Source organism: Streptomyces sp. ISL-94 (genome assembly GCF_018614075.1).
GTDB lineage: Bacteria > Actinomycetota > Actinomycetes > Streptomycetales > Streptomycetaceae > Streptomyces.
Genome location: NZ_JAGGOZ010000099.1, coordinates 33794 through 56659 on the forward strand (window position 1 = coordinate 33794; position 22866 = coordinate 56659).

The following is a 22866-nucleotide window of genomic DNA, read 5'->3' on the forward strand; positions in this document are numbered from 1 at the left end:
GCTCGACGTGTGAGGAGGAGCCTGTGGCAACGCTTTCAGAGATCACAGCCCTGATGGGCGAACCCCGTTTCAACTGGTCGGATCCGGCTCCGTGGACCGAACTGGAGCGGGAACTCGGTACCGCATTTCCTGCGGACTTCCGCGAGATCGTGGACGCCTACGGTTCGATCGCGGTCAACGGGCAGTTGTATCTGACACATCCCGCCGGTCATCTTCTGCGCAGTCTGGGAGAGGGCATCAGGGGGGATCTCGCGCTCTGGCGCGAGGAGGACATGGCCGAGTTCCTGCCCAGTCCGGTTGGGGCGAACCCCGGTGAGTTGATACCGGTGGCATCGGCCACGACGGGGGAAGCGGTGTTCCTCCGTGTTCCCGACGCCCCCTCGTCGCCCTGGCGAGTCGTGGTTCAGGAGTTCGACAGTCCGGCCTGGACCCTCTACGAGATGACGTTCAGCGATTGGTTGCTGGCTTATCTCAGGGGTAGGGACGTGACGGTGTGTTCCCGCAACTTCGCGCCTGACCGCCCGTTCTACGCCTTCCTGCCCTGAAGATCAGCGAGCTGATCGTTTGACCTGCGCGGTCGGCCCTCAAGGAGACAGGCTCCGGCCGGCTAGGCGTCGGTGTCGTCCTCGGAACCGGCGGGCCGGGCCACGTACCGCAGGATGCCCCACATGCTCTCGGGACGCCCCTCGTGCGGGGCCGGTTCGCGGCAGGCCTCCAGCTCACGCAGCAGCCCCGGTCCGTCGGTGCCGGAGCCGATCAGGACGAGCCGCGTCAGGCGTGCCTCGCCCCGCCCCCAGGGCTCCGGCGCGAAGCGGAGGAAGCGGCCGACCGCGTGGATCTCGTACCGCTCTTCGTGGCCGGGGACGCCGAAGTAGACGAAGCCCTTGACGCGGTAGAGCCCGGCCGGCCGGCGGTCGAGGAAGTCGAGGAACCGGCGCGGGGAGAGGGCCTGCTCCGAGACGAACTGCGTGCTCTCGTATTCCGTGTGCGGGTGCGAGCAGTGCTCGTGGTCCTCGGCCTCCGCGATCAGGTCCTCGAAGGAGAGCTGCCCGCGGGTCTCGGTCCAGGTGCGGCGGTCGAAGAGCAGTTCCGGGTCGATCCGTCCGTGGTCGGCCCCGATCACGGGGATGCCCGGCGCACAGAGCGCGGCGAGTTCCCCCTCGACGCGGGCCCGTTCCGCGGCGTCGACGCGGTCGGTCTTGTTGAGCACCACCAGGTCGGCGACGGCGAGGTGGCGGTCGGTCCCGGGGTGCTTGGCCCGGGTCGCGTCGAACTCGGCCGCGTCCACGACCTCGACCATGCCGCCGTAGCGGATGTCCGGGTTCTCGCTGGCCATGAGCATCCGGATCATCTCCTGGGGCTCGGCCAGCCCGCTCGCCTCGATGACGATCACGTCGATCCGGTGGACGGGCGCGGAGAGCTTCTCCAGGTACGCGTCCAGCTCGCTGCCGTCGACGGCGCAGCACAGGCAGCCGCCGCCGAGGGAGACCATGGAGTCCCCGACCTGGCCGGCCACCGACATGGCGTCGATCTCGATCGACCCGAAGTCGTTGACGACGACTCCGATTCGGGTGCCTCCTCGGTTGCCGAGGAGGTGGTTCAGCACGGTGGTCTTGCCGGATCCGAGGAATCCGGCGAGGACGACGACGGGGATGGGCTGCCTGCTGTTCACCCGGTCGATCGTAGCCAAGCGCGGTCAGCCGAGGGGCGGCACCGGCTGGGGCGGGGTCGGGCCGGTGTAGCGGGCGGCGGGTCGGATGATCTTCGAGTCGGCGGCCTGTTCGAGGATGTTGGCGCTCCAGCCGACCACGCGGGCCGCGCAGAAGGTCGGGGTGAACATCGTGCGCGGGAGCCCGCACAGCTCCATGACCACGCCCGCGTAGAACTCCACGTTCGTGTGCAGTTCGCGGCCCGGCTTGAGCTCGGCGAGGATCTCCTCGACCTGGCGCTCGACCTCGACGGCGAAGTCCACGAGGGGGCCGCCGAAGCCGCGGGCCGTGTCGCGCAGCATGCGGGAGCGGGGGTCCTCGGTGCGGTAGACGGGGTGGCCGAAACCCATGATCCGGTCCCCCGCGAGGACCCGCTCCCGGATCCACGGCCCGATCCGGTCGGCGGTGCCGATGGCGTCCAGGGTGTCCAGGGCCCGGCTCGGGGCGCCACCGTGCAGGGGGCCGGAGAGGGCGCCGATCGCCCCGGTCAGGCAGGCCGCGACATCGGCGCCGGTGGAGGCGATCACGCGGGCGGTGAAGGTCGAGGCGTTGAACCCGTGGTCGATGGTGGAGATCAGGTACTGCTCGACCGCGCGGGTCTTGACCGGGTCGGGCTCGTGGCCGGTCAGCATGTAGAGGTAGTTGGCGGCGTAGGGCAGGTCGTCGCGCGGTTCGACCAGCTCCAGGCCCTGGCCCAGCCGGTGCAGCGCGGTCAGCAGGGTCGGTACGGCGGCGCAGGCGGCCAGGGCGTCTGCGGCGCGGCGGCCGGGGGCGATGTCGTACAGGGGGCGGAAGCCGGCGGAGGCGCCGAGCAGCGAGAGCGCGGTGCGCAGTCCGGCGAGGGGTCCGGAGAGGACGGTGGCGCGCGCGAGGGCGGGGAGCGCGTCCCGCACCTCCTCGGGAAGCCGGCGCAGCGGGACGATCTCGGCGGCGAAGGCGGCGCGCTGGGCCGCGTCCGCCGGGAGCGTGCCGCGGAACATCAGGTGCCACACGTCCTCGAAGCTGCGGCTTCCGGCGAGCTCGACGGCCGAGTACTGGCGGTAGTGGTAAAAGCCCTCACGGCCCCGGACATCACCGAGCTCGGTCTCGGTGACCACGACTCCCGCGAGACCGCGGGGTACTTCGACAGTGGTGTTCATGGATCGACCATCGATGATTGATGGAATCCTTGTCAATATTGATCGAATCAATATATGTAGGCTGTCGTGCATGAACGAAGAGCGACGGCTCACCACCCGCCAGGCCGCCGAGCTGCTCGGGGTGAAGCCCGCCACGGTGTACGCCTACGTCAGCCGCGGCCAGCTCACGAGCCGGCGCGATCCGGTGGGCCGCGGCAGCAGTTTCGACGCGCGCGAGGTGGAGGCGCTGGCCCGGCGCAACCGGCGCGAGGCGGCGACCCCCACCGGTGAGCTCTCCGTACGCACGTCCCTCACGCTCATCGAGCGGGACCGGTACTACTTCCGCGGCGTGGACGCGGTGGCCCTGGCCTCGCGGTACGCCTACGAGGAGGTCGCGGAGTGGCTCTGGACGGGCGCGCTCCCGCACGGGGCCCGGTTCGCCGCTCCCGCGGAGCCCCTCGCCGCGGCCCGGCGGGCGGTGGCCGCCCTCCCGGAGCACAGCGGTCCGGTCGACCGGCTGCGGGTGGCGGTGGCCGCCGCGGCGGTGGCGGACCCGCTGCGCTTCGACCTGTCCGAGGAGGCCGTACTGGGCTCCGCGCGCTGCCTGATCCCCACGCTGGTCGGCGCCCTGCCCGAGGCCGGGCCCGCCGCGTGGGCGGGCGACGGCCGGATGGCCCGGCAGCTGTGGGCGCGGCTGACGGCGTGCGAGCCGGACCCGGACGCGCTGGCCGTGCTGGATCTGGCGCTGGGGCTGCTGGTCGACCACGATCTGGCTGCCTCCACCCTGGCGGTACGGGTGGCAGCGTCGGCCCGGGCCCACCCGTACGCGGCGGTGTCGGCCGGACTCGGCGCGCTCGAAGGGCCGCTGCACGGCGCGGCCGGCCGGCTCGCGCACCGGATGCTGGCGGAGGTCCTGGAGCGGGGCGGGGCCGCTCCGGTGGTGGCGGAGTACCTGCGGGCGGGGCGGCGGGTGCCGGGGCTGGGGCACCGGCTGTACAAGGGCGGGGACCCGCGCGCGCAGGCGCTCTTCGCCCGCCTGGACGATCTGCCGCAGGCCGGGCCGGCGTTGGGCGCCGCGCGGGAGGTGGCCGAGGTGATGGCCAGGCAGGGCGGCGGACTGCACGCCAATGTGGATCTGGCGCTGGCCGTGCTGACGGTGGCGTGCGGGATGCCGGCGGAGGCCGGGGAGACGGTCTTCGCGGTGGCGCGCACGGCCGGCTGGATCGCGCACGCGCTGGAGGAGTACCAGGAGCGGCCGCTGCGGATGCGCCCGAGCGGGGAGTACCACGGGCCCCGCCCGCCACAGCCGATGCCGTGACGCCGGCAGCGGCCGCGACGGTGTGGCGGATGTGGGTTCTCATCGGTGGTCCCCTTCGAGCATCGAACGGGAGGCGTGGGGGCGAGCGCGGCACACTCAACCACCACCCACAGATGAACGCAATATCTCGCGCATACTCCGTAAGAGATTGACAGAGATGCGCAGTACAGAGAACGCAAAAAGGGCTCCGGGACGTCGGCGGATGACGTTCCGGAGCCCTGGGCTCGCCGGTCGAAGGCGGTACGGGCGCTACCCGCGGGGGGCCTGCGCGGTGGAGCCCCGAACCACCAGCTCCGGCTCGAAGAGCAGTTCGCCGGGCTGGACGGCGGCCCCCTGGATCTGCGCGGTGAGCAGCTCGACCGCGGCCCGGCCCATCGCCTCGATGGGCTGGCGGACGGTGGTCAGCGGGGGCTCGGTGCAGTTCATGAACGCGGAGTCGTCGTACCCCACCACGGAGACCTCGCGGGGCACGTCCAGTCCCCGGCGGCGTGCGGCCCGTATCGCCCCGAGGGCCAGGGGGTCGCTCGCGCAGATGATGCCGGTGACCCCGCGGTCCAGCAGCCGGGAGGCGGCCGCGTGCCCGCCTTCCAGCGAGAACAGGGCCCGCTCCACGTGGGCTTCGGGCAGCTCGGTGCCGGCCGCGGCGGCCACCGACTGGGCGGCCACCAGCTTGCGCAGCGAGGGCATGTGGTCCGGCGGGCCGAGCACCAGGCCGATCCTCTCGTGCCCGAGGGAGGCCAGATGGCGCCAGGCCTGTTCGACGGCGACGGCGTCGTCGCAGGCCACGCAAGGGAAGCCGAGGTCCTCGATGGAGGCGTTGATGAGCACCACCGGAACCTTGCGCTCCGACAGCAGCCGGTAGTGCTCGTGCGGGGCGTCGGCCTGCGCGAAGAGGCCTCCCGCGAAGACCACTCCGGACACCTGCTGCTGGAGCAGCAGTGCCACGTAGTCGGCCTCGGAGACCCCGCCAGTGGTCTGGGTGCAGAGCACCGGGATCATTCCTTGCTGGGCCAGCGCGCCCCCGATGACCTCGGCGAAGGCCGGGAAGATGGGGTTCTGGAGCTCGGGCAGGACCAGCCCGACCAGCCGGGCGCGCTCGCCGCGCAGCTGGGTGGGGCGCTCGTAGCCGAGGACATCGAGGGCGGTGAGCACGGACTGGCGGGTGGCCTCCGAAACGCCCGGCTTGCCGTTGAGCACCCGGCTGACCGTTGCCTCGCTGACTCCCACCTTCTTCGCCACTTGAGCAAGTCGTCGCGTCATGAGCGCAAGACTAGCGCAAGAAATGCAAGTTTCTTGCAGTTCGATTACGGCCAGTTTGACGCATGGAAGAGCGGCATGAAAGAGGTCACGCACTCCACCCGCAGCGAGCCCTGGAACCCAGCACGGCGATATCGGACGTGACGGTCGTGACGGGGCGGGGCACCCTCGGGATGCCCCGCCTGTCACCTACGGGAGCTGGTTGATCTTGAACGTCGAGGTCGTGTCCCGCACGTCCACGGCGTTGTCGCTCGTCTTCAGGTTGTGGACGGTGACCTCACCGGCCGCCGGCCCCTGCCCCGCCTCCGGCATCTCGTTCGCCCAGAGGCCGAAGCCGGACTTCGCGTCGAAGGCGTCGCCGCTTGGGGCTGGCTGCGGCTCTCCCAGGCGGCGGGCAGCTTGAGCACCACCTGGTCGACCCGGGTGACGGCCCCGAGATCGGTCTGCACCCCTTGGGGGAAGGTGCTGCCCGCGCTCTCCCAGTACGTCGACTGGTTGCCGTCGGTGATGTTGGCGGCCGGGGCCCGCCCTCTTCATTTGAGCCTTCTCATATGTCCTCGTCCCTCGGCATGAGTTTTTTGAACCAGCTGAGACAGGAATTTGCATCGTCCAGTGGGAGAGTTGCCGAGTGCTGCTCAGTCGTCTACTGCTACGACCGCACTTTCACGCCCTCATCTCTTGCGCAAGCTGGGCACAATTGACGCAAGGGATTTGCGTGAATGAGGGAATTCCGCTTAGGCGGGAGCCGACCTACCGTTGCTACTCATGCGGTTCCTCCTCATGAGCGCTCGGCGCCTCGGGCTGCCCAGACGGGCCGTCTCCCAGATCCTGCTGACCCAGCTGGCCATCGCCGGCGGGGTGGTCGTGCTGGCCACCGGGCTCTTCCTGGCCCCGCTGAGCGCGCAGCTCGACGACCAGGCCATGCGGCGGGCCCTCGCCATCGCGCAGAGCGCCGCGGCCGACCCGTCGCTGGCCGCCGACCTGCTGGACTCCGGGGCCTCGCCGGACAGCCCGGTGCAGTCCTCGGCCGAGCGGATCCGCCGGGCCACCGGAGCCGAGTACGTCGTCGTGATCGACCTGGACGGCATCCGCCGCTCGCACCCCAGCCCCGGACGGATCGGGCTGCCCGTCTCCACCGACCCGGGCGATGCCCTGGCGGGCCGCGAGGTCATGGAGATCGACGAGGGCACCCTCGGCCGCTCCGCCCGCGGCAAGGTCCCGCTCCTGGCGGCCGACGGCGAGATCGTCGGCGCCGTCTCGGTCGGCATCGCCTACGACAGCGTCCACGACCGGCTGCTGGGCGCCATCCCCGGCCTGCTGGCCTACGCGGGCGGCGCCCTCGCCGCCGGCGCCCTGGCCGCCTACCTGGTGTCCCGCAGGATCCAGCGGCAGACCCGGGACCTGGCCTTCTCCGACATCGCGGGCCTGCTCACCGAGCGCGAGGCGATGCTGCACTCCGTCCGCGAAGGCGTGATCGCGCTCGACCGGGCGGGCCGGGTCCGGCTCGTCAACGACGAGGCCGCCCGCCTGCTGGGCCTCACGCCGGACGCGGCGGGCCCCTCGGGCGGCCTCGCCGGACGTCCGCTGGACGACGTCCTCGGCGCCGGACGCACCGCGGACGTCCTCGCAGGCCGTGTGACCGGCCGCGACCTGGTCACCGTCCAGGGCCCCCGGGTCCTGGTCGCCAACCGGATGCCGACCGAGGACGGCGGCGCCGTGGCCACCCTGCGCGACCGCACCGAGCTGGAGCACCTGGGCCGCGAGCTCGACTCCACCCGTGGCCTCATCGACGCCCTGCGCGCCCAGGACCACGAGCACGCCAACCGCCTCCACACCCTCCTCGGCCTGCTGGAGCTCGGCCTGCACGAGGAGGCGGTGGAGTTCGTGACGGAGGTCGTCGGGGTGCACCGCACCACCGCCGAACAGGTCACGGAGAAGGTCCACGACCCGCTGCTGGCAGCCCTCCTGGTGGGCAAGGCGACCGTCGCGGCGGAGCGCGGCGTCCCCCTGCGGCTGGCCGAGACCACCCTCCTCCCCGACCGCCTGGTGGACCCGGGCGACCTCGTCACGATCGTCGGCAACCTGGTGGACAACGCCCTGGACGCCGCCGTCGGCTCGACGGCACCCCTGGTGGAGGTGGAGCTGCGCGCCGAAGGCCGGACGGCGGTGCTCCGCGTGCGCGACAGCGGCCCCGGCGTCCCCGTCGCACGCCGCGAGGAGATCTTCACGGAGGGCTGGTCGACCAAACAGGCCAAGGCCCACCGTGAGCGCGGGCTGGGCCTCGCCCTCGTACGCCGCCTCGCGGAGCGGCAGGGCGGCAGCGCCCGGGCCGGCGAGACAGCGGACGGAGGGGCGGAGTTCTCCGTCGTGCTCCCGGAGGCCCTGCGATGAACGAGACCCCGATGCGCGTATTGGTCGTCGACGACGACATGCGCGTTGCCCGGATCAACGCGGCGTACGTGGCGAAGGTTCCCGGTTTCCTGGTGGTCGCCCAGACCCACTCCGCGGCCGAAGCCCTCGCGTTCCTGACCACCCACCCCGTGGACCTGATCCTCCTCGACCACTACCTCCCGGACGAGAACGGCCTCGACCTGGTGCGCCGCCTGCGCCAACTCGGCCGCAGCACCGACGTGATCATGGTCACCGCCGCCCGCGACCTGGCCACCGTCCAGGCCGCCATGCGCCTCGGCGCCCTCCAGTACCTGGTCAAGCCCTTCACCTTCGCCGGCCTGCGATCGAAGCTGGAGGCCTACGGGACACTGCGCCGCGCCCTCGACACCGGGGGCGAGGCCGAACAGGTCGATGTGGACCGGATCTTCGGCGCCCTCGCCGCCGCCGGATCCCCGAACGAGCTCCCCAAGGGCCACTCCCCCACCACCGCCGAACTGGTCCGCCAGGTCCTCCGCTCCGCGGGAGGCCCCCTGTCCACCCAGCAGATCGCCGACCGGGCGGGCATCAGCCGCCAGACCGCCCAGCGCTACCTGAAGCTCCTCGAACGCTCGGGCCGCGTCACCCTGGCCCTCCGCTACGGCGAGACGGGCCGCCCGGAGCACCGCTACACCTGGCTCCCCTCAGAGGGATCCGGCTGAGGGGGGCGGGCGGGGAGGACGGGCCGAGGGGGACCGGCCGGCGGCGCTCAGACGGCCCCGGCCCCCGTCAGCGAACGGACCTCCGTCTCGGCGTGCTTGCGCTCGTCCGCCTCCTCGCCCGAGGTGACGGTGCCCAGCCAGCCCGCCAGGAAGCCCAGCGGGATGGAGACGATCCCCGGGTTCTGGAGCGGGAAGTACTGGAAATCCACCCCGGGGAAGAGGGATTCGGGGCTCCCGGAGACCACGGGCGAGAGCACGACCAGCAGCACCGCCGGGATCAGGCCGCCGTACACCGCCCAGACGGCACCCCGCGTGGTGAACCCGCGCCAGAAGAGCGAGTACAGCAGGACCGGCAGATTCGCCGAGGCCGCCACCGCGAAGGCCAGTCCCACCAGGAAGGCCACGTTGAGGTTCTGGGCGAGCAGCCCGAGGGCGATCGCGACCGCCCCGATGCCGACGGCCGCGACCCGGGCCACGGAGACCTCGCTGCGCTGCCTGGCGTGCCTGCGCTTGAGGGAGGCGTACAGGTCGTGCGCGACGGAGGCCGAGGAGGCCAGGGTGATCCCGGCGACCACGGCGAGGATGGTGGCGAAGGCGATGGCGGCCACGAAGGCGAAGAGCACCGCGCCCCCGGTGGACTCGGCGCCCCCGCCGAGGAAGGCGGCGAGCAGCGGAACCGCCGTGTTCCCGGAGGCGTTGGAGGCCCGCACCGCGTCGGGGCCCACCAGCGCGGCCGCCCCGAAGCCGAGCACGATGGTCATCAGGTAGAAGCCGCCGATCAGCGCGATCGCCCACACCACCGACCGGCGCGCGGCCCGCGCGGTGGGCACCGTGTAGAAGCGCGACAGGATGTGCGGCAGCCCGGCGGTTCCGAGGACCAGCGCGAGGCCGAGGCTCATGAAGTCGGCCCGGGCGGTCCAGTCGCCGCCGTACTTGAGGCCGGGGCCCAGGAAGCGGAGCCCGTGCCCGCTGCGCTCGGCGGCGCTGGTGAGCAGCTGGTCGAAGTTCCCGTGGAAGCGCAGCAGCACGAGCACGGTCAGGGTGATCGTCCCGCCCATCAGCAGCACTGCCTTCACGATCTGGATCCAGGTGGTGGCCCGCATCCCGCCGAAGGACACATAGACCACCATCAGCGCTCCCACACCGATCACCGTGAGCGTCCGTGCCGCGGTGCCGGAGCTACCGAGGAGCAGGCCGACCAGACTCCCCGCACCGACCATCTGCGCGACGAGGTAGAGCACGGAGACGACGACCGAGGAGGTGCCGGCCGCGATCCGCACCGGCCGCTCGCTCATCCGCGCGGCCACCACGTCGGCGAGGGTGAAGCGCCCGCAGTTGCGGACCAGCTCGGCGACCAGGAACAGCACCACCAGCCAGGCGACCAGGAACCCCACCGAGTACAGCATGCCGTCGTAGCCGAAGAGGGCGATCAGCCCGGAGATGCCGAGGAAGGAGGCGGCGGACATGTAGTCGCCCGCGATGGCGAAACCGTTCTCCAGAGGGGAGAACAGCCGCCCGCCGGCGTAGAACTCCTCCGCCGACCCGTGCCGGTTGCGGCTGACCCAGGTGGTGATACCCAGGGTCACCGCGATGAAGACGCTGAACAGGATCAGCGCGAGGGTCTGGTGCTCGGTGGTCACCGGCCGGTCCCCCTCGCCCGGTTCCGCTCCTGGCCGCGCTCCTGCTCGAAGACGGTCCAGCGCAGGTCGAGCGCGGCGCGGTCCCGGCGCAGTCGCGCGTGCCGGGCGTACGCCCAGGTCAGCAGGAAGGTGCTGAGGAACTGGCCGAGCCCCGCCAGCATGGCCACGTTGACGGCGCCGGTCACGGGCCGGGCCATGACGCCGGGTGCGGCGGTGGCGGCGACCACGTAGGCGACGTACCAGAGGAAGAAGCCGGCGGTCGCGGGGACGACGAACCTTCGGTAGCGGCTGCGGACCTCCTGGAAGGCAGCGCTGCGCTGCACCTCGAGGTAGATCTCGGATGCGCCGGGCCCGGGGCGGCCGTCGGGGGCCGGGGTCGGCGGGGACGCTTCCCCGCCCTCGCCCCAGCCGACGGCCAGCGCGTCGTACCAGGGGTCGTCCAGCCGGATCGTTCCGGCATCACGACCTTCGTGCTTGTCCACCGAACTCTCCTTGTCCGCTGCCGCATTGGCCGCGTGCCCACAAGGATGTGCGGAATGGACCCTTTCCGGACTGGTGTCCCGGCACTGTTCACCCCTTCAGGTGATGGAGTGAACAGCCCGGGTGTGCCGGTCGCGGGGTCAGGCGTCGATGCGCGAGCGGTCCAGGGTGGCCGCGGAGCTCGTGATGAACTCCTTGCGCGGGGCGACCTCGTTACCCATGAGGAGGTCGAAGACCTGCTCGGCCGAGTCCAGGTCGCCGATGTTGATCCTGCGCAGGGTGCGGAAGCGGGGGTCCATGGTGGTCTCCGCCAGCTGGTCCGCGTCCATCTCGCCGAGGCCCTTGTAGCGCTGGATCGAATCCTTGTACCGGATGTTCTTGCGCTGGTACTCCAGGAGGGTCTGGCGCAGCTCGTTGTCCGAGTACGTGTAGACGTACTTGTCCTGGCCCTTCTTCGGCTGGACCAGCTCGATCCGGTGCAGCGGGGGCACGGCCGCGAAGACCCGGCCCGCCTCGACCATCGGCCGCATGTACCGCTGGAAGAGCGTGAGCAGCAGGCAGCGGATGTGCGCGCCGTCGACGTCGGCGTCGACGAGCAGGACGATCTTCCCGTAGCGGGCGGCGTCGAGGTCGAAGGTCCGGCCCGAGCCGGCTCCTATGACCTGGATGATCGCCCCGCACTCGGTGTTCTTGAGCATGTCCGAGACGGACGACTTCTGGACGTTGAGGATCTTGCCGCGGATCGGCAGCAGCGCCTGGAATTCGGAGTTCCGGGCGAGCTTCGCCGTGCCGAGGGCCGAGTCTCCCTCGACGATGAAGAGCTCGCTGCGCTCCACGTCGTCGCTGCGGCAGTCGGCCAGCTTCGCGGGCAGCGAGGAGGTCTCCAGCGCGGTCTTGCGGCGCTGCGCCTCCTTGTGCTGGCGGGCCGCGATACGGGTCCGGGCGGCCGCGACGATCTTCTCCATCACGGCGCGGGCCTGCTGCTTGTCGTCGCGCTTGGTGGAGGTCAGGAAGGCCTTGAGCTCCTTGGCCACCACGGCGGCGACGATCCGGGTGGCGGCCGAGGTGCCGAGCACCTCCTTGGTCTGGCCCTCGAACTGCGGCTCGGCGAGGCGGACGGTGACGACGGCCGTCATGCCCTCCATCGCGTCGTCCTTGACCACGTCGTCCTCGGCGACGCGCAGCAGCTTCGCGGAGCGCAGGACCTCGTTGACGGTCTTGGCGACCGAGCGCTCGAAGCCGGAGACGTGGGTGCCGCCCTTGGGGGTGGCGATGATGTTCACGAAGGACTTGACGTTGGTCTCGTACCCCGTGCCCCAGCGCAGGGCGATGTCCACGCCGAGCTCGCGGGTGACCTCGGTGGGGGTCATGTGGCCGCGGTCGTCGAGGACCGGGACGGTCTCCTTGAAGGTGCCCGTGCCGGTCAGGCGCAGCACGTCGCAGACGGCCTTGTCCTGGGCTAGGTAGTCGCAGAACTCGCTGATGCCCCCGTCGAAGCGGAAGGTCTCCTCGGTCTTGCCGGCCCCGTCGATGCCCCGCTCGTCGCGGACGACGAGGGTCAGGCCCGGGACGAGGAAGGCGGTCTGGCGGGCTCGCTGGTAGAGCGTCTCCAGGTTGAGCCGCGCGTCCTTGAGGAAGATCTGGCGGTCCGCCCAGTAGCGGACGCGGGTGCCGGTGCGGCCCTTGGGGACCCGCTTGACCTTGCGCAGGCCGTTGGCGGGGTCGAAGGGGCTGTCGGGGCCCTGCTCGGTGAACATCCCGGGCACGCCGCGGCGGAAGCTGATCGCGTGGGTGGAGCTGCCCCGGTCGACCTCGACGTCCAGGCGGGCGGAGAGGGCGTTGACCACGGAGGCGCCGACACCGTGCAGGCCGCCGGAGGCCGCGTACGAGCCGCCGCCGAACTTTCCGCCGGCGTGCAGCTTGGTCATGACGACCTCGACGCCGGACAGGCCGGTCTTGGGCTCGACGTCCACGGGAATGCCGCGGCCGTTGTCGCGGACCTCGACGGAGGCGTCCTCGTGGAGGATCACCTCGATGTGGTCGCAGTAGCCGCCCAGGGCCTCGTCGACGGAATTGTCGATGATCTCCCAGAGGCAGTGCAGGAGGCCTCGGCTGTCGGTCGAGCCGATATACATGCCGGGGCGCTTGCGGACGGCCTCCAGCCCTTCGAGGACGAGCAGGTGCCGCGCGGTGTAGTTGGAACCGTCCCGGTCTGCTCCGGACAGCAGCGCGCTGGAAGGCACGGACGTGTCGGCGGTCACGCAGTTCGCTCCTCGCTGAATTTCTTTTCTGGCCCTGTCGGGCGCAGGGGTGGCTCGGTTGCCGGTCGAAGGGTACCGAGGCCAGGTAGAGCCGATGCAACGCCACCCTCGCGCGTTCCTCAGCCTAGTCCAGATCCGTACGGTTGTTCGATCCCCCGTGGGGGTGACAGAAACATCACGTTCCCTTCCAGGCATGAACCATTTAGGGTTCGGGCACGTCCTCATGAACAACCTGGCGCTCAGCCGGGGGAGGATGGAACTGCAACAAGCGAACGACTGACAACGCGAAACCGTAAAGCAACGCAATACGGCTCCTTCGCCGCCAACCGGCAGCAGCCGGCCAGCTTCGGAAGGAAGTTTCGAGGAAAAGCCGCGAGCGGGAACGTTTTCGGCCTGGTTGGATGTTGACCCTGGTACGACAGCTCGTCGAGCTAGAGAAGAGGCGACGTGACTACTGTTCTGACACCCGCGACCCCGCTGACGGCCGCTGACCGATGCGACCGTTGCGGCGCCCAGGCATATCTGCGCGTCGTCCTGCTGAGCGGCGGTGAACTGCTCTTCTGCGCCCACCACGGTCGCAAGTTCGAGCCGGAACTCAAGAAGATCGCCGCGGAAATACAGGATGAGACCGAGCGGCTTACGTCCGCTCCGGCTGCCAATGCCGCCGAACCCGAGGACCGCTGACACAGGCCTGTCCCTCGCATCCGACGAGCCAGGACCGGCCAGGCCGGTCGATGGGCGGCGCCCCTGCGACCCAGGGATGCCGCCCGTCCTCACTTCCGGGACCGCCCGCCCCCTCGGGGACGGGCGGTTTCCCGTTTTCCGCGTCGCCGCGCCGCCGGCTCCCTCCGCTGCCGCCTGGCTCGGGCACTAGCCCGTACGGTGCCCCCATACGGGCCCTGCAGCCGGTCCGGAGCCCCTGCGGGCACCCGGCTCGGCGTCCAGGGCCCCCGCGGGCCGCTCGCCCTTCTCCGGGGCTGTCACGAAGCCGGCCAGCGCGGCGACCCGCGTGTACACCCCCGGGCTGTCGGCCCGCCCGCAGCCGCGCCCCCATGACACCAGCCCGATAAGCCGCCCCTGGGCCACCAGCGGGCCCCCGCTGTCACCCTGGCAGGCGTCCTTGCCTCCGCCGCCGTCCCCCGCGCACACCATCGACTGCGCCTGGTACTGCCCGTCCGCGTCACCGGGGTAGGCGCGCGCGCACGCCTCGTCCGCCAGCACGGTCACCGGCGCGGCCCGGAGCGCGTACGCGTAGTCACCGAAGCCGCTCGTGTCGCCCCACCCGTATACGGCCGCCTCGGTCCCGGGTGCGTAGGCGGGATGCCCCGTCTCGGCCAAGGGGAGGACGTGCTGGGCGGGCACGGCTTCGGCGAGTTCCAGCACGGCCAGGTCCCCGGCGTTGGTCTTCGGGTCGTAGTCCGGGTTCACCCGGGCCCCGCGCACCGCGATCTCGCGTCCCTCGCCCGCCCGCAGCTCCGTACGGCCGGCAATCACCCGGAAGTCGGCGACCGTCTCCACCGGGCCGCCCAGCACCTCCCGGCCCAGGCAGTGGGCCGCGGTCAGCACCCTCGTGGGGGACACGATGACGCCCCCGCAGAACTGGCCGCCCCGCGTACCCCCGAACCGGTCACGGCTGGCCAGGGCCACGACCCACGGGCTGTCGGCGACCTTCACCGGCTTCCCGCCGATCACCACACTGTCAGCGGCCGCCTGCGGCATCTGGGCCAGCGGCGCGGCGGCCGCTCCCGCCGCCAGGGTCAGCGCTCCCGCCAGAGCACGGGCAAAGGGACGACGCATGAGGCCTCCTGACTCCGAGTGTGCATGACTCCACCCAGAGTGGGATGCCCGGTGGCCGTGCGCACCCGCGCGGCCACCCGCCGTCGACCCGTACCGGTCAGTCCAGGTAGTCGCGCAGCACCTGGGAACGGGACGGGTGGCGCAGCTTCGACATCGTCTTCGACTCGATCTGGCGGATCCGCTCACGCGTGACGCCGTAGACCTTGCCGATCTCGTCGAGGGTCTTGGGCTGGCCGTCCGTGAGGCCGAAGCGCATGGAGACCACGCCGGCCTCGCGCTCGCTCAGGGTGTCGAGCACCGAGTGCAACTGCTCCTGGAGGAGCGTGAAGCTCACGGCATCGGCCGGGACGACCGCCTCGGAGTCCTCGATCAGGTCGCCGAACTCGCTGTCGCCGTCCTCGCCGAGCGGCGTGTGCAGGGAGATCGGCTCGCGGCCGTACTTCTGGACCTCGATGACCTTCTCGGGGGTCATGTCCAGTTCCTTGGCGAGCTCCTCCGGAGTGGGCTCGCGGCCCAGGTCCTGGAGCATCTGGCGCTGCACGCGGGCGAGCTTGTTGATGACCTCGACCATGTGCACCGGGATGCGGATGGTGCGGGCCTGGTCGGCCATGGCGCGGGTGATCGCCTGCCGGATCCACCACGTCGCGTAGGTGGAGAACTTGTAGCCCTTGGTGTAGTCGAACTTCTCGACCGCGCGGATCAGACCCAGGTTGCCCTCCTGGATCAGGTCGAGGAAGAGCATGCCGCGGCCCGTGTAGCGCTTGGCCAGGGAGACCACGAGGCGGAGGTTGGCCTCCAGCAGGTGGTTCTTGGCGCGGCGGCCGTCCTCGGCGATGATCTCCAGCTCGCGCTTGAGCTTGGGCGCCAGCTTGTCCGAGTTCGCCAGCTTGTCCTCGGCGAACAGGCCCGCCTCGATGCGCTTGGCGAGCTCGACCTCCTGCTCGGCGTTGAGGAGGGGAACCTTGCCGATCTGCTTGAGGTAGTCCTTGACGGGGTCGGCGGTGGCGCCGGCCACGACGACCTGCTGGGCGGGGGCGTCGTCCTCGTCGTCGGAAATGACGAAGCCCTTGCTCTCTCCGCCCTCCTCCTCCTCGTCGGCCTCGGCCTTGGCGGCGTCGGGACCCTCCTCCGGGGTCACCTCGTCACCGGCCTCGTCGGCGTCCTTCTTGGAGGCGGTCTTCTTCGCCGCTGTCTTCTTGGCGGCGGTCTTCTTCGCGGGTGCGGCCTTCTTGGCCGCCGTCTTCTTCGCCGCCGTCTTCTTCGCGGGGGGCTCGGCGCCGAGCTCCTCCACCGGAGCGTCCACGGTGTCCGGGTCCGCCGTCTCGGCCGCCGGGGCCGCGGCGGCGACGGGCTGCGCAGCCGTCGTCTTCGCCGCCACGGTCTTGGTGGCCGTCCGCTTGGCCGGGCTCTTCGCTGCGACGCTCTTGCGGGTGGCGCGCTTGGGCGACTCCGCGGCACTGACCATCAGCGTCACACCCTCTTCCTCGAGGATCTGGTTGAGGCTGCGCAGAACATTCTTCCACTGGGTCGCAGGAATCTGGTCAGCCTCGAAGGCCCGACGCACGTCATCGCCGGCGATCTGCCCCTCGGCCTTGCCCCGCTCGATGAGCGCCATCACAGACTCGGAATCGGCGATCTCCGGCGGGAGCGTACGGGATGTGCTGGCCGACACGAACAACCTCTCGGAACGATGGAAACGGCTTCCGACCCCGGGCCTCGTGTGCTGGACCGGAGCCGACGACCACCGACTGGGGATGGGCCGGGGGCGCGGGCAGGGGCCGGGGAGCTGCACAGCGCCCGCAAGGGCTGCTGTATTCCCTCCGTCGGCCATCACCTCTTAGGTCATCGCGTGACCTCGCTGAGCGTTACGCCCAATCTTCGTGGCCCGAGTCACACTCCATATGCACCAATGCCGGTCATAGGGCCATACGCGTGGGTACGACAGCACCGACACGCCGCGAATCGGCCCTCGCACACGGCTGTCGCCGGGCCCGACCGGGCCCGGCGACATGTCGTGCACCCCCGCGCCCCCGCGCGTCCGCCCGTCAGTGCTCGCGCGGGGCGGGAACCACGCGCTCGACCTCCGGATGCACCGTCAGAAGTTGGCGCATGGCGTTCTCGGAGCCGAGCGCGTCACCGGCGGCGACGGCCTCGACCATGCGCGCGTGGTGCGCGACGCCCGCCTCGCTCGGGCGCTCACAGGCGGTGACCGGGCTGCCGGAGACCTGGAGGGCGGCGGAGACGATGCCGGAGAGGTGCTCCAGCATGCGGTTGCCGGCGGCCTGGATGAGGAGCGCGTGGAACTCGTTGTCGGCACGGGCGAAGGTGATCGAGTCACCCTGGCCGAGGGCGTGCCCCATGATCTCGACCATGTCGGCGAGGCGCTGCTGGATGTCCGGGCGGCCGTGGCCGGCGGCGAGGCGGGCGGCGAGCGGTTCGATGGTCCAGCGGAGCTCGCCCAGCTCGCGGCGCTGGTCGTCGCGCTGGGGGCCGAAGGCCCGCCACTCGATGATGTCGGGGTCGAGCAGGTTCCAGTCGGCGACGGGGCGGACCCGGGTGCCGACGTTCGGGCGGGCGCTGACGAGGCCCTTGGCCTCCAGGACCCGCAGGGATTCGCGGACGACGGTACGGGAGACCTCGAACCGCTGGCCGATCTCCTCGGGGACCAGAGGACGGTCCGCTCCGAGGTCGCCCGAAACGATCATCTGACCGAGCTGCTGGACGAGTTGGCCGTGCAGTCCGCGGCCCCGGCTGCCGGCGGCGCGGCGGCCGACCCGGCTCAACTCGACGTCGGCGCCGTCCCAGTGGGGCGCTCCGACGCGGTCGGACCCGGGGGCCTCCGCGTAGGGGTAGCGGTCGAGTTCGCCCGGGCCGGCGAGGCCGGAGTCGGCATGGCGGGCGGCGGTCATCATGGTGTGCGCAAGGGTACTCACGAATCCTTTGTCGGCCGTGTCTCCACGACCCTTGAGGTCTTTGGTGAAAAGCACACGAAAGGGTGATCGGTGCCACCTGCGCAATTGACGACTTATCGTAAAGAACCGGGCCTATTGCGCGGAGTTGCGGTCCGCTTCACGCGAGGTGAACCGCAACGGTCGTCTCCGGCACTTCTCCGACACCGGAACGATCACCAACGGACCCTGCTGCGCAGTCCGGTGAACCCATAGGCGCACAACAGGACCATCAGCGACAACACCAGCGCCGTGCCGACGGGTTGGGCCATCACACGCAAGGCCCCCAGGACAAGGCGGTCCGCCTCCGGGGGCCACTGCACCCAGGTCAGGCCGCGCAGCCGGGCGGCGAGTCCGGTCACCGGGTAGGCGGACGGCCCCTCCAGCACCTTGCGCACCAGCGGAACCACCATCACCGGCACGGCGAGCACGGCGGCCAGGCCCGCCGTGGCGGAGCGGAAGACGCCGGAGGCCAGGACACCGGCCCAGGCGCAGCCGATGAGCAGCCCGGCCCAACTCGCGCCCGGGGAGAGCCACTCCGCCGGGGTGCGCAGCGGGCCGCTGCCGAAGACGAGCGCCAGGGTCGCGGCGTCGGCCGCCACCACCAAGGCGCCGACCAGCAGGGCGAGCACGGCGCAGACTCCGAGCTTGGCGGTGAGCAGTCCCATCCGGCGGGGCACGGTGCCGCGATCGGCGGCGAGCGCGGGGTAGCGGTACTCCTCACCGAAGGCAAGGGCGCCGAGCAGGCCCGCGCCGAGGGCGGCGGGCGGCAGCGGCAGGAGTTCCGGCCAGGCGGCGAGCAACCGGTTCTGCGGGGTGTGCCCGGCCTTGGCCAGCACCAGCGCGGTGAGGACGGAGACGGCCACGACGAGTGCGGCGGTCAGGAGCGGTGTGGCGGTGCCGAAGACCCGCAGCAGTTCGTAGCGCAGCGGACGCAGCGGGCCGCCGACGCGGCGCACCGCCGAGGCGGGCCGACGGGAGCGGCCGCGCCGGGACTGTCCGCCGGCGGCCTCTTCGGAAGCGGCGGCGGTGGGGGCGTCGGCGGTGGCTCCGGAGGCCGCCGCGGTCGCGGCGCGGGCGTGCGGGACCGGTGACGCCGGGGCGCCGCCGACACCCGTCTCGTCGGCGAGCTGGTGGACGAGCACCCCGTGTCGGAACGCCGCCTCGCCGACCTCGGCGCAGCTGCTGCCGTACACCGACAGGCGGCTGCCGCTCTCCTCGACGATCTCCACCGCGCGCTGGGCGGCCCGGGCCTCCCGGCCCAGTACGTCGGCCAGCCGGGCCGCGTGCGGGGTGCGCACGGCGACCCGCGGGCGCAGCCGGGTCCGGGCGAATTCGGCCGCGTCCTGGTCGGCGACGAGCCGGCCCGCCTCGATGCTGACGACGCGGTCGGCGCTGCGGGCGGCGTCCTTGGCGTCGTCGGTGGTGAAGAGCACCGCTCCGCCGAGGGAGGCGTGTCCGCGCAGCAGCCCGTGCAGCCAGCTCCGCTCCCGGGCGGAGAGTCCGGCGCCGGGCTCGTCCAGGAGCAGGGTGCAGGGGTCGGCGAGCAGCGCCGCCGCCAGCGCGACCCTGCGCTCCATGCCCAGCGAGAGCGAGCCGAGCCGGTGGTCCCGCAGGCCCGCGATACCGACGACCTCCAGCATGGTGTCGGCTCGCGAGGCGGGCACCCCGGCGGCGGCACAGAGCATCCGCAGCTGGTTGCGGACGGTCCGCGACGGGTTGCCGGGGGCGTCGCCGAGCACCACGCCCACCTCACGGGCGGGGTGTGGGATCCGGTGCAGGGGGCGACCGCGGAAGTAGGTGACGCCGCGGCCCGGCTCGAGTTCGAGCATGAGCCGCAGTGCGGTGGTCTTGCCCGATCCCGGCTCGCCGAGCAGGGCGGTCACGCTCCCCGGGCGGGCCTCGAAGGTGAGGTCGTCCACGAGGGGCGGGGCGTTGTGGCGGGGGGTGCTGGTGAGTCCGATGGCCTGGAGCATCGCTTCTCTCGCGGGGGGTGAGACCGCTCTGCGGCAGGGTGAGTACCGCAAGCAAGATAGCGCGATATGTCCGATTTACTGCGCAACCGGTCCGATGGGATGCCGATATTGCCGCCGCCCTCGCCACGGGTGGCGGCGGGGCCGGTGCCGGGGTGTCAGACCTCCGGGCGCAGCATCGGCGGGTTGAGCAGGGTGGCGCCGCCGGCCCGGAACAGCTGGGCGGGGCGGCCGCCCTGACGGGTCGTGGTCCCCCCGGCGGGCACCAGGAATCCGGGGGTCCCGGTGACCTTGCGGTGGAAGTTCCGCGGGTCGAGGGCCACGCCCCAGACGGCCTCGTAGACCCGGCGAAGCTCCCCGACGGTGAACTCGGGCGGGCAGAAGGCGGTGGCCAGCGAGGAGTACTCGATCTTCGAACGGGCCCGCTCGACGCCGTCGGCGAGGATCCGGGCGTGGTCGAAGGCCAGCCCTGCGGACGCCTGATCGGTGACTGCCAGCAGCTCGTCGACGGGGGCCCAGCGCGCGCTGTTGGCGTCCCCGCCCGCCCGGGGCGCAGGCAGGTCCGGAGCCAGCACCAGGTGCGCCACACTGACCACGCGCATCCGCGGATCCCGCTTGGGGTCGCCGTAGGTCGCCAGCTGCTCGAGATGCGCCCCGTTGCCCACGCCGGGAACGGCCGGGTCGTGCGCACAGAGCCCGGTCTCCTCGGAGAGCTCGCGGGCCGCGGCCCCCGCCAGATCCTCGTCGGCGCGCACGAATCCGCCGGGCAGCGCCCAGCGCCCCTGGAACGGCTGCTCACCCCGCCGGACGACCAGCGCACAGAGCGCGTGGCGCCGTACGGTGAGCACGACCAGGTCGACGGTGACGGCAAAGGGCGGAAAAGCCGACGGGTCGTAGGGCGACATGACGCGATCATAGTCGTCTCCCTGACGATAAACAGCGCTTTGGCGACCTTGAAGGCGCCGATCCGGCAGCCGGGAGCTGTCGCCGGCCCGAGCGCGGTCCGACCCGATAGGCCGAACGCCCCCTAACCGCCCAGTTGGAGCGCATCGGCGGCCTCCTCCACCATGCCGAGGCCGAGCCGGCTGACCCGCACGGCGAAGGGCTCCCCCGACACCCTCAGGCCCGAGAGCCGGAGTGCGCCCAGGGGTGCGCCGGCGAGGGGGGTGAGTGCGACCGTGCCGGCGGGGGCGTCGGGGCGGATCCCGGCGAGAGCCGTCAGGACGTGGACCGCGGCCGCCGCGGCCACCGCGGCCGGGCGGCAGGCCGCGGGGTGCGGGAGCGGGGCACTGCCGGAGGTCCGCTGCTCGGCCGCGTACATCTCCGGCAGCCGGTAGCCGAAGCTCTCCGCCGCGTCCAGCAGGCCCCGCAGCAGGCCGGCGGCCTCCTTCTCGAAGCCCGCCTGGGCCAGGCCGACCACGGCGACGGCCGTCTCGTACGCCCGCACCGCGCCCGAGCGGTGGCCGAACGGGTTGTGCCCCGGCTCCCTCGCGGCCATGCTCCGCAACCCCCAGCCCGAGTCCATGGCGGGGGCTCCGAGCAGCCGGGCCAGCTGCTCGGTGCGGACCGGGTCCAGGAGCCCCTGCGCGAGTCGGCCGCCGCCGAGCAGCCCGGTGTCGAGCAGGTGCGCGGCGGCCCCGGTCAGGCGGGGCAGCGGCCGGCCGTCGGGGTGCAGGGCGGCTGCGGGACGGCCGCCGTCGGGGCCGTCGATCCAGAATCCGGTCCGGAACCGCTCGCGCAGTGCGGCCGCCCGGTCCCGCCACTCCTCGGCGCCGGGCCGCCCGCACCCGGCCAGGAGGTCGGCGCCGAGCAGGGCGGCCCGGTGGGCGTGGGCCTGGGTCTCACAGCGCCGCGGCCCCGGATCCGGATCGGCGACGAAGCCGTCCTCCCCGAATGCGCCGCGCAGCCAGTCCAGGCACCGCTCGGCGGCGGGGAGCAGCAGGGCCACCTCCTCCTCCGGCATCCCCCACAGCCGGGCTTCGGCGAGCACCGCCGGGAAGGCCAGGGTCGCCTCCGTGCCGGTGCAGCCCGGCGGGAGCTGCGGGCCCGCCCCGCGCAGCGGACCCGGGATCTTCCCCGCGCCCGGGTCCCGTCCGCCGGTCTGGCTGCGGGCCAGGATCCGCAGCGTGGCCGCGGCGAGCCCGGTCCCGAGCGGCAGCGCCATCCTGGCGGCCCAGAGCGACTCCGCCGGGGCCAGTCCCAGCCGCCACGGCACCCCCGCGGCCGCGAAGGCGTCTCCCGGCTCCCCGGAATCCCTCAGCAGCAGCGCGCCCAAGTCCTCGATGCCGGTCCGGAACCAGGTCTCGACGCGCGGGTCGTCCCCTTCGGCCCGGGCTTCGGCCAACGGGTTCGCCACCTGTCCGGCGGGAGCCCGCGCGACGCGGTCCTGCGTGGTCCGCAGTTCGATGGTGCGGGACTCGCCGGGACCCAGTTCGAGCTGCCAGCGCAGCAGTCCGGAGGAGGCCAGGGCATCGTCCGGCGGCGGCTCGGCGACGGTCACGGCCTGGGTCTCGCCGGTGCTCCAGCGCAGCCCGGCGGCGTGCACCCCGGCGGGCAGCTCGGGGCCGGCCCGGCCGGCGGCGACCGCGGCCAGCTCCGCCAGGTCGGTACCGAGCAGGACCTCCACGGGGAGGCGGACCGTCCGGGCCGTGAAGCTGCGCAGGGTGATCCGCTCGGTGCCGTCGGCGTGCCGGATCCGTTCCACCCCGATGTCCGGGTCTGGGCCGGGGTCCGCGCCGGTACGCACCGTGGCGGTGAAGGCGGCCCGGTCCGCCCCGAGGCTGCGTCCCTGGACGGCCACCGGGTCCCGGCCGCCGACACGCAGCACGCAGCGGGAGAGCAGTCGGCGCCCGGAGCGGTAGATACCGTCGATCCCCCGCCCGGTGAGCTGGCCGTGCTCCGGTGAGATGGCCAGGCAGGGCGCCGCCACGCAGATCACGGCCCCGTGCACGGGCGGCAGTTCGGGCCTGCGGGCAGCAGGCAAGCCGGGTGGTCGGGGAGATGCGGGGTGAGACATGTGTCGCCTTGTCTGCGCTCCGGTCGGTTCAGCTGGGCGGCGGCGCGGCCGGGCCCCCACCACCCCCCAGCTGAACGCCCCGCCCCCGCCTGGGTCACGGGCCCGGGCCCCGGCCGCGCCCGCCCGGGGCGAAGACGGCGGCGAAGCGCCGCGCCCACGGCGCCCCACAGCCGTCGCATCGGAGCACCACAGCGGGGCGGGCGCGACCTCGGCCGCGGACACTGGCTCGTACTCGTACTCGTACTCGTACTCGCACTCGG

18 protein-coding genes and 1 pseudogene are annotated in these 22866 nt (G+C 72.3%); 5 read left to right on the forward strand and 14 right to left on the reverse strand.

The annotated features are described in order from the left end of the window. Positions 1 to 23 precede the first annotated feature (23 nt). Positions 24 to 545: an SMI1/KNR4 family protein gene (locus J7E94_RS27735; RefSeq protein WP_308345479.1), complete on the forward strand. Its 522-nt coding sequence runs from the start codon at positions 24 to 26 to the stop codon at positions 543 to 545. A gap of 62 nt (positions 546 to 607) precedes the next feature. On the opposite strand, the gene J7E94_RS27740 is transcribed toward J7E94_RS27735, so the two are convergent. Then, positions 608 to 1672, reverse strand: coding sequence for a GTP-binding protein (locus J7E94_RS27740; RefSeq protein WP_215019544.1), 1065 nt, complete (start codon positions 1670 to 1672; stop codon positions 608 to 610). A gap of 24 nt (positions 1673 to 1696) precedes the next feature. After that, complete coding sequence (locus J7E94_RS27745) at positions 1697 to 2848, reverse strand: citrate synthase (protein ID WP_215019545.1); 1152 nt, start codon at positions 2846 to 2848, stop codon at positions 1697 to 1699. Positions 2849 to 2918: 70 nt separating this feature from the next. On the opposite strand from J7E94_RS27745, the gene J7E94_RS27750 reads away from it, so the two are divergent. Further along, a complete protein-coding gene (locus J7E94_RS27750; RefSeq protein WP_215019546.1) occupies positions 2919 to 4145 on the forward strand; it encodes a citrate synthase family protein in 1227 nt (408 codons plus the stop codon). Between the two features lie 249 nt (positions 4146 to 4394). On the opposite strand, the gene J7E94_RS27755 is transcribed toward J7E94_RS27750, so the two are convergent. The 3 genes and pseudogenes from J7E94_RS27755 to J7E94_RS36060 all read right to left on the reverse strand — a co-directional run. After that, positions 4395 to 5405 carry a LacI family DNA-binding transcriptional regulator gene (locus J7E94_RS27755; RefSeq protein WP_215019547.1) on the reverse strand — a complete coding sequence of 337 codons (1011 nt, stop codon included), beginning with the start codon at positions 5403 to 5405 and terminating at the stop codon, positions 4395 to 4397. A gap of 186 nt (positions 5406 to 5591) precedes the next feature. Further along, positions 5592 to 5714 carry a hypothetical protein gene (locus tag J7E94_RS35500; RefSeq protein ID WP_285440835.1) on the reverse strand — a complete coding sequence of 41 codons (123 nt, stop codon included), beginning with the start codon at positions 5712 to 5714 and terminating at the stop codon, positions 5592 to 5594. Positions 5715 to 5788: 74 nt separating this feature from the next. Then, positions 5789 to 5917, reverse strand: a pseudogene (locus J7E94_RS36060) (discoidin domain-containing protein); the annotation flags it as partial. A 250-nt stretch (positions 5918 to 6167) separates the two neighbouring features. Here J7E94_RS36060 and J7E94_RS27765 point away from each other — a divergent pair. Together J7E94_RS27765 and J7E94_RS27770 are read left to right on the forward strand one after the other, a co-directional pair. Beyond that, complete coding sequence (locus J7E94_RS27765; RefSeq protein WP_251057313.1) at positions 6168 to 7793, forward strand: sensor histidine kinase; 1626 nt, start codon at positions 6168 to 6170, stop codon at positions 7791 to 7793. Beyond that, positions 7790 to 8491, forward strand: a complete 702-nt coding sequence (locus J7E94_RS27770; RefSeq protein ID WP_215019548.1) for a response regulator — start codon at positions 7790 to 7792, stop codon at positions 8489 to 8491. The genes J7E94_RS27765 and J7E94_RS27770 overlap by 4 nt, the downstream gene beginning before the upstream one ends. A 47-nt stretch (positions 8492 to 8538) precedes the next feature. Here the strand turns inward: J7E94_RS27770 and J7E94_RS27775 are convergent, their stop codons facing one another. The 3 genes from J7E94_RS27775 to J7E94_RS27785 all read right to left on the reverse strand — a co-directional run bounded on the left by J7E94_RS27775 (position 8539) and on the right by J7E94_RS27785 (position 12872). Continuing rightward, complete coding sequence (locus J7E94_RS27775) at positions 8539 to 10131, reverse strand: cation acetate symporter (RefSeq protein WP_215019549.1); 1593 nt, start codon at positions 10129 to 10131, stop codon at positions 8539 to 8541. Continuing rightward, positions 10128 to 10613: a DUF485 domain-containing protein gene (locus tag J7E94_RS27780; RefSeq protein ID WP_215019550.1), complete on the reverse strand. Its 486-nt coding sequence runs from the start codon at positions 10611 to 10613 to the stop codon at positions 10128 to 10130. Before J7E94_RS27780 ends, J7E94_RS27775 begins: the two co-directional genes overlap by 4 nt. A gap of 138 nt (positions 10614 to 10751) precedes the next feature. Then, a complete protein-coding gene (locus J7E94_RS27785; protein WP_215019551.1) occupies positions 10752 to 12872 on the reverse strand; it encodes a type IIA DNA topoisomerase subunit B in 2121 nt (706 codons plus the stop codon). A gap of 447 nt (positions 12873 to 13319) precedes the next feature. Between J7E94_RS27785 and J7E94_RS27790 the strand changes: the two genes are divergently transcribed. Further along, entirely contained in the window at positions 13320 to 13556 is a 237-nt protein-coding gene (locus J7E94_RS27790) for a hypothetical protein (protein WP_215019552.1), read from the forward strand. A gap of 186 nt (positions 13557 to 13742) precedes the next feature. Here the strand turns inward: J7E94_RS27790 and J7E94_RS27795 are convergent, their stop codons facing one another. From J7E94_RS27795 to J7E94_RS27820, 6 genes are all read right to left on the reverse strand, one after another. Then, on the reverse strand, positions 13743 to 14669 hold the full coding sequence (locus J7E94_RS27795) for a serine protease (protein WP_215019553.1): 927 nt from the start codon (positions 14667 to 14669) through the stop codon (positions 13743 to 13745). A 97-nt stretch (positions 14670 to 14766) separates the two neighbouring features. Continuing rightward, positions 14767 to 16347 (reverse strand): RNA polymerase sigma factor, encoded by a 1581-nt coding sequence (locus J7E94_RS27800; protein ID WP_215019554.1) that lies wholly within the window; start codon positions 16345 to 16347, stop codon positions 14767 to 14769. A gap of 367 nt (positions 16348 to 16714) precedes the next feature. Further along, positions 16715 to 17656, reverse strand: coding sequence for a FadR/GntR family transcriptional regulator (locus tag J7E94_RS27805; protein WP_308345483.1), 942 nt, complete (start codon positions 17654 to 17656; stop codon positions 16715 to 16717). Positions 17657 to 17793: 137 nt separating this feature from the next. Continuing rightward, on the reverse strand, positions 17794 to 19593 hold the full coding sequence (locus J7E94_RS27810; protein WP_215019556.1) for an ATP-binding cassette domain-containing protein: 1800 nt from the start codon (positions 19591 to 19593) through the stop codon (positions 17794 to 17796). A 155-nt stretch (positions 19594 to 19748) separates the two neighbouring features. Next, entirely contained in the window at positions 19749 to 20495 is a 747-nt protein-coding gene (locus J7E94_RS27815) for an NUDIX domain-containing protein (RefSeq protein ID WP_215019557.1), read from the reverse strand. Between the two features lie 122 nt (positions 20496 to 20617). After that, positions 20618 to 22606 carry a glycogen debranching N-terminal domain-containing protein gene (locus J7E94_RS27820; RefSeq protein WP_215019558.1) on the reverse strand — a complete coding sequence of 663 codons (1989 nt, stop codon included), beginning with the start codon at positions 22604 to 22606 and terminating at the stop codon, positions 20618 to 20620. Between the last annotated feature and the right edge of the window lie 260 nt (positions 22607 to 22866).